This is a genomic window from Mesorhizobium sp. M0292 (assembly GCF_040321695.1).
Lineage (GTDB): Bacteria > Pseudomonadota > Alphaproteobacteria > Rhizobiales > Rhizobiaceae > Mesorhizobium.
Window position 1 is genome coordinate 68,646 of the sequence record NZ_JAMYSB010000027.1, and the last position, 12,592, is coordinate 81,237.

At 63.2% G+C, this 12,592-nt stretch carries 12 protein-coding genes; 7 read left to right on the forward strand and 5 right to left on the reverse strand.

Features of this window, described 5'->3' with window-relative positions:
• Window positions 1-104 precede the first annotated feature (104 nt).
• From groL to NKI96_RS28215, 3 genes are all read right to left on the reverse strand, one after another.
• Entirely contained in the window at window positions 105-1,760 is a 1,656-nt protein-coding gene (gene groL / locus NKI96_RS28205) for a chaperonin GroEL (RefSeq protein ID WP_023709705.1), read from the reverse strand.
• Window positions 1,761-1,823: 63 nt separating this feature from the next.
• The gene (gene groES / locus NKI96_RS28210) at window positions 1,824-2,120 is read right to left on the reverse strand and encodes a co-chaperone GroES (RefSeq protein WP_006203049.1); all 297 of its coding nucleotides are present in this window, start codon (window positions 2,118-2,120) and stop codon (window positions 1,824-1,826) included.
• A 184-nt stretch (window positions 2,121-2,304) separates the two neighbouring features.
• Entirely contained in the window at window positions 2,305-3,102 is a 798-nt protein-coding gene (locus NKI96_RS28215; RefSeq protein WP_023819996.1) for a class I SAM-dependent methyltransferase, read from the reverse strand.
• A gap of 83 nt (window positions 3,103-3,185) precedes the next feature.
• Between NKI96_RS28215 and NKI96_RS28220 the strand changes: the two genes are divergently transcribed.
• Window positions 3,186-4,055 carry a hypothetical protein gene (locus NKI96_RS28220; RefSeq protein WP_352535729.1) on the forward strand — a complete coding sequence of 290 codons (870 nt, stop codon included), beginning with the start codon at window positions 3,186-3,188 and terminating at the stop codon, window positions 4,053-4,055.
• On the opposite strand, the gene NKI96_RS28225 is transcribed toward NKI96_RS28220, so the two are convergent.
• Window positions 4,052-4,678: a TetR/AcrR family transcriptional regulator gene (locus NKI96_RS28225; protein WP_023682986.1), complete on the reverse strand. Its 627-nt coding sequence runs from the start codon at window positions 4,676-4,678 to the stop codon at window positions 4,052-4,054. The genes NKI96_RS28220 and NKI96_RS28225 overlap by 4 nt on opposite strands.
• Before the next feature lie 169 nt (window positions 4,679-4,847).
• On the opposite strand from NKI96_RS28225, the gene NKI96_RS28230 reads away from it, so the two are divergent.
• Both NKI96_RS28230 and NKI96_RS28235 read left to right on the forward strand, forming a co-directional pair.
• On the forward strand, window positions 4,848-6,035 hold the full coding sequence (locus NKI96_RS28230) for an MFS transporter (protein ID WP_352807244.1): 1,188 nt from the start codon (window positions 4,848-4,850) through the stop codon (window positions 6,033-6,035).
• Window positions 6,036-6,114: 79 nt separating this feature from the next.
• A complete protein-coding gene (locus tag NKI96_RS28235; RefSeq protein ID WP_352807246.1) occupies window positions 6,115-7,050 on the forward strand; it encodes a bifunctional helix-turn-helix transcriptional regulator/GNAT family N-acetyltransferase in 936 nt (311 codons plus the stop codon).
• Between the two features lie 6 nt (window positions 7,051-7,056).
• Here the strand turns inward: NKI96_RS28235 and NKI96_RS28240 are convergent, their stop codons facing one another.
• Window positions 7,057-7,887, reverse strand: a complete 831-nt coding sequence (locus NKI96_RS28240; protein ID WP_352807248.1) for an AraC family transcriptional regulator — start codon at window positions 7,885-7,887, stop codon at window positions 7,057-7,059.
• 463 nt (window positions 7,888-8,350) lie between these two features.
• Between NKI96_RS28240 and NKI96_RS28245 the strand changes: the two genes are divergently transcribed.
• From NKI96_RS28245 to NKI96_RS28260, 4 genes are all read left to right on the forward strand, one after another.
• Complete coding sequence (locus tag NKI96_RS28245) at window positions 8,351-8,821, forward strand: MarR family winged helix-turn-helix transcriptional regulator (protein ID WP_031203001.1); 471 nt, start codon at window positions 8,351-8,353, stop codon at window positions 8,819-8,821.
• Window positions 8,818-10,011 carry an HlyD family secretion protein gene (locus NKI96_RS28250; RefSeq protein ID WP_023694753.1) on the forward strand — a complete coding sequence of 398 codons (1,194 nt, stop codon included), beginning with the start codon at window positions 8,818-8,820 and terminating at the stop codon, window positions 10,009-10,011. Before NKI96_RS28245 ends, NKI96_RS28250 begins: the two co-directional genes overlap by 4 nt.
• Before the next feature lie 350 nt (window positions 10,012-10,361).
• Entirely contained in the window at window positions 10,362-11,897 is a 1,536-nt protein-coding gene (locus tag NKI96_RS28255; RefSeq protein ID WP_023694754.1) for a DHA2 family efflux MFS transporter permease subunit, read from the forward strand.
• 391 nt (window positions 11,898-12,288) lie between these two features.
• On the forward strand, window positions 12,289-12,592 hold a 304-nt coding region (locus NKI96_RS28260; RefSeq protein ID WP_502900311.1), incomplete at its 3' end, for a PAS-domain containing protein.

Genomic DNA, 12,592 nt, shown 5'->3' on the forward strand with positions numbered 1-12,592 from the left:
CAGCGCTGTTGTTCGAGTATGCAGATGCGGCTGACGGGCTCAGTCCAAAATAAAAAGGGCGCCTCTCGGCGCCCTTTCCGTATGCATAAGCCAGATAGCTTGGATTAGAAATCCATGCCGCCCATGCCGCCCATGCCGCCGCCGCCCATGCCGCCAGGCATGCCGCCGCCAGCAGACTCCTTCTTGGGAGCCTCCGCGATCATGGCTTCGGTGGTGACGAGCAGGCCGGCGACCGAAGCCGCGTCCTGGAGAGCGGTGCGAACGACCTTGACCGGGTCGACGATGCCCATGGCGATCATGTCGCCATACTCGCCGGTCTGGGCGTTGTAGCCGTAGGTCGCGCCCTTGTTGTCGAGGATCTTGCCGGCGACGATCGAAGCTTCAGCACCTGCGTTCGAAGCGATCTGACGGGCCGGAGCCTGCAGTGCACGACGAACGATGTTGATGCCGGCAGCCTGGTCGGCATTGACGCCGGTGACCTTGATGTTGGCCGAAGCGCGCAGGAGAGCGACGCCGCCGCCTGCAACGATGCCTTCTTCCACGGCCGCACGGGTCGCGTTGAGGGCGTCATCGACGCGGTCCTTCTTTTCCTTGACTTCGACTTCCGTCGCGCCGCCGACACGGATCACCGCAACGCCGCCGGCGAGCTTCGCCAGACGTTCCTGCAGCTTCTCCTTGTCGTAGTCCGACGTGGTCTCTTCGATCTGCTGCTTGATCTGGGCAACGCGGCCCTGGATCTCGGCCTTCTTGCCGGCGCCGTCGACGATGGTGGTGTTCTCCTTGGAGATCGACACCTTCTTGGCGCGGCCGAGCATGTTGAGGCCGACATTCTCGAGCTTGATGCCGAGGTCTTCCGAGATGACCTGGCCACCGGTGAGGATGGCGATGTCTTCCAGCATGGCCTTGCGGCGATCACCGAAGCCCGGCGCCTTGACGGCGGCGATCTTCAGGCCGCCACGCAGTTTGTTGACGACCAGCGTGGCCAGAGCCTCGCCTTCGACGTCTTCCGAGATGATGAGCAGCGGCTTGGAGGTCTGCACGACGGCTTCGAGAACCGGCAGCATGGCCTGGAGGTTGGACAGCTTCTTCTCGTGCAGGAGGATGTAGACGTCCTCGAGCTCGGCAACCATCTTGTCGGCGTTGGTGACGAAGTAGGGCGAGAGATAGCCGCGGTCGAACTGCATGCCTTCGACGACTTCCAACTCGGTCTCGGCGGTCTTGGCTTCCTCAACCGTGATGACGCCTTCATTGCCGACCTTCTGCATCGCTTCGGCGATCATGGCGCCGACCGACTCGTCGCCATTGGCCGAGATCGTGCCGACCTGGGCAACTTCCTCGGAGGTCTTGATCTTCTTGGCAGCCTTGCCGAGAGCCGCGACGACTTCGGTCACGGCCAGGTCGATGCCGCGCTTCAGATCCATCGGGTTCATGCCGGCGGCAACGGCCTTGTGGCCTTCCTGGACGATCGACTGCGCCAGAACGGTCGCGGTCGTGGTGCCGTCGCCGGCGATGTCGTTGGTCTTCGAAGCAACTTCGCGGACCATCTGCGCGCCCATGTTTTCGAACTTGTCTTCAAGCTCGATTTCCTTGGCGACGGTGACGCCGTCCTTGGTGATGCGCGGTGCTCCGAACGACTTGTCGATGACGACGTTGCGGCCCTTGGGGCCGAGCGTGACCTTCACTGCGTCGGCGAGGATGTTGACGCCGCGCAGCATGCGCTCGCGGGCGTCGCGGGAGAATTTTACGTCTTTAGCAGCCATTTTTTAGCTCCTGGCAGGGGGCTTGCGATCAAGCCCGAAATTAGTTGACGGTGAGGCCGATGATCAGCCGATGATGCCCATAATGTCGGATTCCTTCATGATCAGAAGGTCTTCGCCATTGAGCTTGACTTCGGTGCCCGACCACTTGCCGAACAGGATGCGGTCGCCGGCCTTGACGTCCAGCGGGACCAGCTTGCCGGCTTCGTCGCGAGCGCCGGAGCCGACGGCGATGATCTCGCCTTCCTGCGGCTTTTCCTTTGCCGTATCCGGGATGATGATCCCGCCGGCGGTCTTGGATTCGGATTCGACCCGGCGTACGACCACGCGGTCATGAAGCGGGCGGAACTTCGACTTTGCCATTTTTTCTTCCTCGAATGAGAACGGTGAGAGCTGTTCCTCGATCCGGCGGTGCCGGATGTGCGTTAGCACTCACCTGGGGAGAGTGCTAACGTGCGCTGAGATAAGCGCGTGGCTTTCGAGAGTCAAGGCGACCGGTGAGCACAATTGTGCCAATTGGAGCCGTGCCGCGATCCGACGGCAGACCCTACCGGCGCCGCGGCGATTTAAGCACCAGAAGCGGGCATCGTTCCGCCAGCCCATAACCCCCTGTCGGCGCGAGGCGGACACTGTCAAAAAACCGGCTCGCCTCTTCGACCAGCGTCGCCGCCGGGGCGAAACTGTAGACAGTCTGCGAATTCGCATAGACATCGATGGTGCCGATGACCGGCATCTCCCATCCGGTCGTCGCGGCAAGGGCCTCCCGGTCGGCAAACAGCGCATCGAAGGCGTCGAGGATCGCCCGCACCGGAATGGCGCGGTCGGGATCGCCGCCGGCACAAGCCATGGCAATGCGCCATTTGAGTTCGTGGAAGGTCGCGACACCACCGGACAGCGTCAGCGCCCGGACCTCCTGCAGATCGTCCGGCACCTGAGGGCTTGCATAGGCGCGCAATGCAGCCCGCCCACCGGACTTCAGCACACGCGCGATCTCGGCAAGCAGCGCCTGCCGTGCAACCGAGGAGTCCAGCGCCGACAGGCAGCCGTCGCCGATCACCGCCCCGGCGCTTTCGTCGCCCAGCGGCAACTCCAGCCAGTTGCCGATCACCGCCTTGCGTGAGGCGGTATCGCCCGGCCAGATGCCCGATATCATGGCAGTGGACTCGTCGATCGCGAGCATGGTCCTTCCGAGGCCGGCAAGCTCCGGCGTGACCCCGAGCAGCACCACATCGACTGATTGCAGGCTAAGTTCGCGCTCATAGGCGGCGACAGCTTCCGGGGGCGGACACAGCGGCGACCCGAGAAGCCGCCAATGACGGCGAATTGCGTCCCAATGCTCAGTCATGCGGAACGGTTTGGGGAAAGGCTGGACATATTTCCTTCCAGGCTGTTGGTTGCCTTGCGAGTTACCTCATGCATGGAAAGGCCATGGCCCGCATTGCCGTCATAACGCATGAATTTGACCGCTTCCAGAGCCGGTGGGGCCTCCTGCTGCGCCAGGACAGCCCCTACATGCTGTTCGACGTCCTGGCGGAGCTGAAACGGCGCGGTCACTCCGTGCAGATCATGCGTGGACCTTCGGCAAGTCATAACGCCGATATTGCCGTCCTGCATGTCGACGCGACAGTGACGCCATCGGACTATGTCGACTACGCGCGCGGATTTCCGATTTGTCTCAATCTTGGTGCAACCGACATTTCCAAGCGCCGCATCAGCGGTGCGATCCTCGAGGAGGGTGCCAACTGGAGCGGCCAGGTCATCGTCAAGAGCAACCTCAATCATTGGGGGACGCCCGAGGAGCAGCTCAACCGAAAATCCGTTCGCGCCGGCAAGGCAGTGCCTTTCCCGGGCGCGCAGACCTTCGATCGTTATCAGGTGCATGCCTCGCTGGCCGATGTGGCGCCGGAGATTTTCAGGCGTGCCGACCTGATCGTGGAAAAATTCATTCCCGAAATCGAGCCCGACGGGTTTGCGGCGCGGTTCTGGATATTCTGCGGCGATCGGGAGCGCTGCACCCGCTATGTCTCGCCGCAGCGCCTGGTCAAGGGCGACGACACCGTCCGCCGGGAGCCGGTTGCGGTTCCCGACGAACTGCGCGCCTTGCGTCGGAAGCTGGGCTTCGACTACGGCAAATTCGACTTTGTCGTGCATGAGGGCAGGGCCGTGCTGCTCGATGCCAACAAGACCCCAGGTCGCGCCAGAAACCTATCGAAGATCGTTGCCGCCGGCACAGCCAACCTGGCCGACGGCTTCGAAAACCTCATCCACCAGACCGGACGGGGTCGAATCGGGCGCTAGAGAAACAGTCCCAACTGCGTATGGATGATCGACCGGTAGTCCTCGATGGTGTGGCGGCTTTCCTCCTGGTTCTGGGTCAGCGCCATGCGCACGACGCCGCCGGCCAGCTGGAAGATCAGGAAAACCATACGGCCGAACTCATTGCGTCGCTCTGGCGCGAGAAAGGGGCCGACATGGTCGCAGAACATCGTCGCCTGGCGCCGGGTTTCGGCGATGTCGAGATTCTTCAGCGCCTTGTCAGCCTGGATGGCGTTTTGCAGGTCCTGAATGGCGGGGTCGCCGGCGACGCGCTCATAGTAGTCGTCGAGCAGCCGGTCGGCCGCAGCGATAACGTCGCTCAGCCCGCCGACGTCGGCAACGATCGCGGCAAGCCGGGCGCGGCTCACTTCGGAGAATCGCTCGTAGAGCATCGCCAGGATCGCCGACTTGTTGGGGAAGTAATGATAGACGGTGGCGATCGGCCCGCCGGCCTGTGCGCCGACTTCCTTCATGGTGACGGCGTCGATGCCTTTCTCGCCGATCAGCCGCATGGTCGTCGACAGGATGGCGTCGATGCGCTCGCGGCTGCGCTCCTGTTTGGGCCTGCGCCTCGGTTCGGTCGTCATCTGCACTGCTTCGTTCATGCCGCCATCCTCTCGATCGCCCAGACCATTCGATCGCCAAGACCATCCCCAGCCTTATTGGTGCCAAGTCCCGCTACTGATTGACAAACGAATATGATCGAGTATCAGCTCTAAATGCTGACAGACTGTCAGTTTTTTTGCCGTCAGGCAAGGACGTTGGGAGGCGACCGTGACTTCTGCTGGTAACGCGGATGCCGGGAACGGCGACTGGCTGGTCGGCAACCCCACTGGGGCGCAACTCGCCTCGGCATTGTGGATCGGCTCGGTCGGGCTGCTCATTCTCGGGCTGCAGCCGGTGCTTCTCGGCGCGCTCTACACCGAAGGGCATGTCAGCGGTGACGAACTCGCGCTGGTCGCCACGGCGGAGATGATCGCCATCGGCATCGGATCGGCGGCCATCGCCATGATGCTGTCCGCCCACAATATGCGCTTGAAAAGTGCCGTCCTTCTGCTCTTGCTGGCGCTGGCGAACGGGGCGACCGCCTATGCGCTGACCTCGACCTCGCTGATTGCCGCCCGCGCGGTGGCAGGCCTCGCCGAGGGTGGGCTGGTGGCGGTCGCCACGGAACTGATCGCCCGTTCACGCCGGGCCGAGCGCATCGGCGGCTTCTTCGTCACCCTTCAGACCCTGGCGCAATGCGCCCTTGCCCTGCTGCTGGCGCTTTACGTCATCCCGGCCGCCGGATCAGCAGGCGGCTTCATCGTCCTTGCCGTCGTCTGCATCGCTTCGGTGGCGGTCGCCTTCATCGTCCCCCATAGCTATGCCGACCTGCCCAAGGAGGAACAGTTCAGCAATGTGCTGACCGTTCCTTCGCTTGCCGCTTTGCTGTGCGTCTTCTGCTACTTTATGTTCTTCGGCTCGGTCTGGGCGTTTCTCGAGCCGCTTGGCGCACAATACGGCATCGATGGCCGCAGCGTCGGCCTGATCGTCTCGGCCAGCCTGGCATTGCAGGTGCTGGGCGCAATGACGGCTACCGTCTTCGAGGCGCGTATCGACTACCGCTTCGCCATCGTGGCGATCGGCGTGGTCGCCGTCGCCAGTTCCGTGGTGCTCGCCGGCAGCCCCGGCCTGACGGTTTTCTGGGTCGCGGCCTTGATCATGGGCTTCATCCTTCTGTTCATCGTGCCCTATCAGATCCGGCTGGCGATCACCGCCGACGAGACGCGCACGGCCGTGCTTCTGGTGCCGGCGGCCCAGCTTTTCGGTCTGGCGATCGGCCCGGTCGCGGCATCGCTGCTGATCGACGGCAAGGATTTTCGGCCGGTGCCGGAATTTGCCGCCGCCAGTGCTGCGGCCAGCGTCGTGCTGCTCGGCCTGTTCGTCCTGATCGCACGGCGCCGCCGCGCCATCGCCTGAGACACGACCGGGGGAGCATCTCCTCGATACTTGACTAAGTCAAATAAATGACCGATCGTTGATGGGCAGGAGGCTTCCCATGACGATCCATCATCAACCCGGCAAGGAACGCATCGACGCGGTGCGGGCTTTCAACCGCTTCTACACCCGCCAGATAGGTCTGCTCGACGAAGGCCTGCTGAAAAGCGCCTTCTCGCTGACCGAGGCGCGGGTGCTCTACGAACTGGCGCATCGCGATGGCCTGACCGCCAGCGATCTCATCCGCGATCTCGGCCTCGACGCCGGTTATGTCAGCCGGCTCCTGAAGAAGTTCGAGCACCTGCAGCTGATTGCGCGCGCGCCGCTGGCGTCGGATGCGCGGCAGTCGTCGATCACGCTGACGCCGGTGGGGCGGCAGGCCTTCGCGCCGCTGAACCGGGCTTCGCACGACCAGGTCGCGGCCTTGCTGGAGCGGCTTCCTGCTGCCGAACAGGACCGGCTGGTCAAGGCCATGCAGACGGTGCAGCAACTCCTGGGCGACAGCCCGGAGACCAAAGTGCCGTATATGCTGCGCCCCTTGCAGGTCGGCGACATCGGCTGGGTGGTGCGCCGCCAAGGACAGATCTACGCACAGGACTATGGCTGGGACGAAACCTACGAGGCGCTGGTCGCCGAAATCCTCGGCGCCTTCGTAAAATCCTTCGATCCAGAATGGGAACGCAGCTGGATTGCCGAACGGCAAGGGGAGGTGGTCGGCTCGGTCTTCGTCGTGCGCAAATCCGACGCGGTGGCGAAGCTGCGCCTGCTCTATGTCGAACCATCGGCGCGCGGCCTCGGCATCGGCAAGCGGCTGGTTCAGGAGTGCATCGGCTTTGCTCGTGCTAAGGGCTACAAGACGCTGACCCTATGGACCAACGACATTTTGACCGCCGCCCGCCACATCTACGAGAGTGCCGGCTTCAGGCTGGTGGACGAAGAGCGCCATCACGCCTTCGGCAAGGATCTGGTCGGCCAGAACTGGAACCTGGAGCTGTAGCGGCGTTCAGGCCACCGGGACCCATATCTCCAGCCCGCCATTGCCGCTGCGCGGATCGAACTCCGGGCCGTAGCGCTCGAATTCGGGGCCGTCGGCTATATCGTGCCCCGAGGCCGGCAGCCATTTGTTCCAGATCGTGTTGACGGTGCGGCGGATGGTGGAGATGTGCTCGGCATGGGTGAACACGGCGTATTTCTGCGCCGGCACCCGCACCCGCGAAAGCTCCTTCGGCAGGTCCGAGAAATCCGAAACTTCGACGCCGGCGATATAGTCGAAATTGCCGGCATCGTCGCCGTTGACGCAGACGCCATAGGCGACGTCGCCGGTCTCGCCCGGAATGTTGCCGATATAGGGACCGAAGCGCTGCCACTGCATCGGAATGGCCGCGCTGGTTTCGCAGCTGTAGCGCTCGCCGAGGCCGGCAATGAGGAAGGGACGGCCGGTCTCGAAGCGCGGCGGCGGCAGTGAGGCGAGGAAGGACTGGTCCATCAGGATCGGCTCCACCAGGTCGAGATTGCAGAGGCTGCCCTGCGCGCGCACCAGTTCCGGCGTCGTGCCGAACTGATCGCGGAAGGCGCGGGTGAAGGCTTCGTGCGAGGCGTAGCCGGCATCGAGCGCGACCGCGAGGATGTCGGGCGCGCCGGAAGCCAGCTTGCGCGCCGCTTCGGTCAGCCGGCGCGCGCGCATATAGCCCATCACCGAACGGCCGGTGGCGGCGCCAAAGGCGCGCGTCACATGAAAGCGCGAGACGCCGCTGCTTTGCGCGACATCCTCAAGCGAGATCGCTTCCGGCAAATGGCTCTCGACAAACCACAGCGCTTTCTCGGTCGGGTTCATGAGTCTCCTCGCATTTGGCCACACCATGCTGCCGGCTTTTTGCGAGGCCAGTTTGATCGAAATTGCGCCTGTCGTAAAATTGAAGGGCGCTGGTCGACTGTGGCAGGTCACCATCGTGGAAAGCCGCTGCTGGGCGGCCTCGGCCTGGCTCGCTGGGATAATATCCGGGCGCGCTGGGTGCGGGCACCATCCTTGCCTATGCCCTGTGGAACCACCGCCGGCTCGATGCCTTCGCCGCCGGCGAAATGCCGCCGAAAGCCTAGGTGTGCCGGTGGCGAGGACGCGCAAGACGACCTTTCTTCTCACGGCGTTCTCGACGGCAATTCACGTCTCGGTCGGGAGGTCATCCGCAACCGTCATTGCCTGTGCCGTGACCGCATCTGCATGGCTGCCATCCCTCTTTTTCGGCTCTGGCGCAATGCGGCGCCTTGAATGGTAAGCACGCTTATAATATATACCGCTCATGGTTTCCGACGGCATAGATAGATTGGGCTTTTTGATCCACGACGTGCAGCGCCTTATGCGCAAGCGCTTCGAGGCGCGCGCCCGCGGACTTGGCCTTTCCTCGGCACAATGGCGGCTTCTGGTTCGCGTTGCCAAGGAGGCGGGCGTCGCCCAGGCTCGCCTCGCCGAACTCCTCGAAATCGAGCCGATCAGCGTTTCACGCCTCGTCGACCGGATGGAGGAGGGCGGCTGGATCGAGCGGCGCTCCGACGCAACTGACCGGCGCGTGCGCATGATCTTCCCGACAGCCAAGGCGAACGCGGCCTATGCCGAGGTCAAAAGCCTTGCTGGCGAAGTTTATGAGGAATCGCTGGTCGGCGTTTCGCCGGACGACCGCCGCGTCCTGATCCGGGCGCTGGACACCATCGTGCAAAACCTGGCGGACGGCGAGACGTCGTCCTTGAAGAGTACGGAAGGGGCAGCAGCATGAACGCGGCAGCCAAGCTAGACGAGAATGTAACCAAGATCGAGACGCCGGCACAGCCTGCCGCCGAAGCGCCTGCACAGCCGGCCGCAGCACCTGTCGCGATGGCTCCCCCGGTTCAACCCGGTCCGGCTCCGGTCAAGAAGCGCCGCATCGGCCGCTTGCTGCTGATGGTCGCCCTGCCAGCCGCGCTGGCCATTGGTGGCGGTTATGTCTGGGTGACCGGCGGCCGCTATCAGGAAACCGAGAACGCCAATTTGCAGCAGGCCAAGGTGTCGATCGCCTCGGACACGGCCGGCCGCATCGTTCAGGTCGGCATCTCGGACAATCAGCAGGTCAAGCAGGGCGATGTGCTGTTTGCCGTCGACCCCGAGCCCTACCGGATCGCATTGGCGCAGGCCGACGCGGCGGTCGCAGTCGCACGCGTCGGAATCGAACAGCTGCGCGCCGCCTACAGCCAGGCACTGGCGCAGGAAAAGTCCGATGCCAGCCAGGTCGACTACGCGCAGTCGCAGTACGACCGCGCCGCCGACCTTGCCCAGAAGGGCATCAACGCCAAATCGTCGCTGGACGAGGCCAAGAACGATCTCGACAAGGCCAGGCAGCAACTGGCCGTTGCCGAGCAAGGCATCATCAGCGCCAAGGCGGCTCTCGCCGGCAATCCCGATATCGAGACCGACAAGCATCCGACGGTGATGGCCGCACTCGCCGCGCGCGACAAGGCCGCCTACGATCTGGCGCAGACCACGGTCAAGGCGCCGGCCGACGGCGTCATCAGCCAGGCCTCCTCGTTCAAGGTCGGCCAGTATGTCGGTTCCGGCACGCCGCTGTTTGCGTTGGTCGAGACCGGCGACACCTGGATCGATGCCAATTTCAAGGAAACCCAGCTTACCCACATGAAGCCTGGCCAGAAGGCCGAGATCGTCGTCGACACCTATCCGGGCAGAACTTTCGAAGCCACCGTCAAGGCGATCGGCGCCGGCACCGGCGCGGAGTTTTCGCTGCTGCCAGCTCAAAACGCCACCGGTAACTGGGTCAAGGTCACGCAGCGCATTCCGGTGCGCCTGGAGCTGACCGATGCCGACGCCAAAATGGCGCTGCGCACCGGTATGAGCGCCTCGGTTACGGTGGATACCGGCGTTGCTCGCGGGTTCCCCGCTATCTTTGGCCACGCCACCGCAGGCGAAGCACAATAGACTGTGAATGGACCGTGATCTCGAAAAGCAGGATCACGGCCCGGCAGAACGCCCGCCGCAGGCGAGGTGAAGTTGAGATGCCAGGATCGGTCCGACGGCAGGTTGAACGAGGGGTGGATTGGACCGGGCCGCATCGCGGCCTGCCCAGAACCTGGACCATCTCGGCGCCCATCCTTCGGACCTTGGATTTCCGGGCGGCAAGCGCCTGATGTGTCGAGACCTTCGATCGATGTAACCCCCCACATCGATAGATCGCGTCCCACCGCGATGAGGGTCTCTTCACCAGAGAAGGCCTCGCCGCCCGGAAACCTAATGTACACGTTTTTGTTACCTGTCGGAAGTTCCGCATCATGACCACACCAGAACCTTTCAAGGAAGTGCCGCATCGCGGCCTGATCACTGTGGCGCTGATGCTGGCGACGGTCATGCAGGCGCTCGACACCACGATCGCCAATGTCGCGCTGCCGACCATGACCGGCGACCTCGGCGCGTCGCCCGACAACATCAACTGGGTGTTGACCTCCTACATCGTTGCCGCCGCGATCATGACGCCGGTGACCGGCTGGCTGGCCGACCGCTTCGGCCGCAAGGAACTGTTCCTGGCGGCGGTTGTCGGCTTCACCGTGTTCTCGATGCTGTGCGGCATTGCCTGGAGCCTGGAGAGCATTGTGTTCTTCCGGCTGATGCAGGGCGTGTTCGGCGCAGCCATCGTGCCGCTGTCGCAGACCTTCCTGCTCGACATCAACCCCAGGGAACGCCACGGCCAGGCGATGGCCATCTGGGGCGCCGGCATCATGCTGGGGCCGATCCTGGGTCCGACGCTGGGCGGTTGGCTGACCGAGAATTTCAACTGGCGCTGGGTGTTCTTCATCAATTTGCCGGTCGGCATCATCGCCTTCCTCGGCATGGCAGCCTATTTGCCGGTCATTGCCCGGCGGATACGCAGCTTCGATTTCTTCGGTTTCGCCATGATTTCGCTCGGCGTCGGCGCACTGCAGCTGCTGCTCGACCGCGGCGGCGAGGTCGACTGGTTTTCCTCGGTCGAAATCTGGATCGAGCTTGCTCTTTCGATCACCGGCTTCTGGGTGTTCATCATCCACACACTGACGGCGGAACGTCCTTTCATCGACCCCAAGATCTTCCTCGACCGCAATTTCGTCACCGGTCTGGCCTTCATCTTCGTCATGGGCGTGCTGATCCTGGCCTCGATGTCGCTGCTGCCGCCGATGCTGTCGACCATCTTCGGCTATCCGACCGTGACCATCGGCGTCGTCCTGGGGCCGCGCGGTGTCGGCACGATGATTTCGATGCTTGTCGTTGGACGGCTCATGAGCAGGATCGACGCCCGCATCCTCGTCGTCATCGGCTTTCTGCTCACCGCGCAGTCGCTCTACACCATGTCCTCCTTCACGCCGCAGATGGACAATTGGCTGATCCTCAGCTCCGGCGTCATCCAGGGCCTGGGCATGGGCATGGTGTTCGTGCCGCTGTCCACGGTGGCCTTCGCCACGCTCGACGTGCGCTTCCGCACCGACGCCACGGCCCTGTTCAGCCTGGTTCGAAATCTCGGTTCGTCGATCGGCGTGTCGGTGGTGACGGTTCTCATGGTGCGCAACACGCAGGTCAATCACACCGAACTGTCGGCTTTCATCAACCCGTTCAACCCCAATTTGTGGGCGGCCTCGCCGGCGGCAGCAGGCGGCGATCCGACGGCACTTTCGCAGGTGGACCGCATGGTCAACATCCAGGCGATGATGATCTCCTACGTCAACGACTTCAAACTGCTGATGGTGATGACGCTGGTTGCCATTCCGTTTGTCTTCCTGCTGCGCAAGCCGAAGACCGCTCCGGCCGGCGCGGCCGCTCCTGCCGCGCATATGGATTGAGGCGGGCGCCGGTAGCGCTGGCAGCAAGCTGGTTGCCCCTGATGATTTGTTGCTCGGATGATCGTCAAAACCCGCGTGTGCAAAAAAATATCGATAATGAGCCGTTGGAAGTTGATTTGGAATAACATTTGCACCTTTGGTATCTGGTTGCTGACGCCTCCAATTCCGTTACAGTTCATCTTGAATTAGCACATCTGTAACATTGTCAGTCGACTTTCGTCTGGCACGACAGAGGCCCTTTCTTGTTTCAGGTGCCAAACCGGAGGAGGTCTGTTTGGTCACGAAGTCATCCAGAAGATCCGTCGGGGCGCGCGGGCCGGTGGGCGTAGCCGCATTGGCAAGACTGGCTGACGTTTCCTACGATACGCTCGAGGGAGAACTTCGCACGACCATTGCGGGTCTCGAAGGGCAGACCCTGCGTTTCGAGACTGCGATCGAGAATATTTCGCAAGGCATCTGCTTTTTCGATGCCGATGAACGGCTGATCCTGAGCAACCGGCGCTATGCGGAAATCTACCGCATTGCGCCGGAGGAATTGCGGCCTGGCGTGACACTGAGCGAAATCGTCGAACGCCGCGGGGGGCGCCCGGCGGCGCGGCCGGCGGGGGCCGCCCAAAAAAGCCACCCCGCGCGAGCGCAAAAAGGGGGCCGGGAGGGCGGCGGGGGGCCCCACCAAATAATAGGGGGGGCGACAA

Coding starts and splice junctions, on each gene's coding strand:
- NKI96_RS28245 (WP_031203001.1), top strand. CDS start 8,351: ATGGTTTCCGACGGCATAGATAGATTGGGCTTTTTGATCCACGACGTG.
- NKI96_RS28250 (WP_023694753.1), top strand. CDS start 8,818: ATGAACGCGGCAGCCAAGCTAGACGAGAATGTAACCAAGATCGAGACG.
- groL (WP_023709705.1), bottom strand. CDS start 1,760: ATGGCTGCTAAAGACGTAAAATTCTCCCGCGACGCCCGCGAGCGCATG.
- NKI96_RS28215 (WP_023819996.1), bottom strand. CDS start 3,102: ATGACTGAGCATTGGGACGCAATTCGCCGTCATTGGCGGCTTCTCGGG.
- NKI96_RS28235 (WP_352807246.1), top strand. CDS start 6,115: ATGACGATCCATCATCAACCCGGCAAGGAACGCATCGACGCGGTGCGG.
- NKI96_RS28225 (WP_023682986.1), bottom strand. CDS start 4,678: ATGAACGAAGCAGTGCAGATGACGACCGAACCGAGGCGCAGGCCCAAA.
- NKI96_RS28255 (WP_023694754.1), top strand. CDS start 10,362: ATGACCACACCAGAACCTTTCAAGGAAGTGCCGCATCGCGGCCTGATC.
- groES (WP_006203049.1), bottom strand. CDS start 2,120: ATGGCAAAGTCGAAGTTCCGCCCGCTTCATGACCGCGTGGTCGTACGC.
- NKI96_RS28220 (WP_352535729.1), top strand. CDS start 3,186: ATGGCCCGCATTGCCGTCATAACGCATGAATTTGACCGCTTCCAGAGC.
- NKI96_RS28240 (WP_352807248.1), bottom strand. CDS start 7,887: ATGAACCCGACCGAGAAAGCGCTGTGGTTTGTCGAGAGCCATTTGCCG.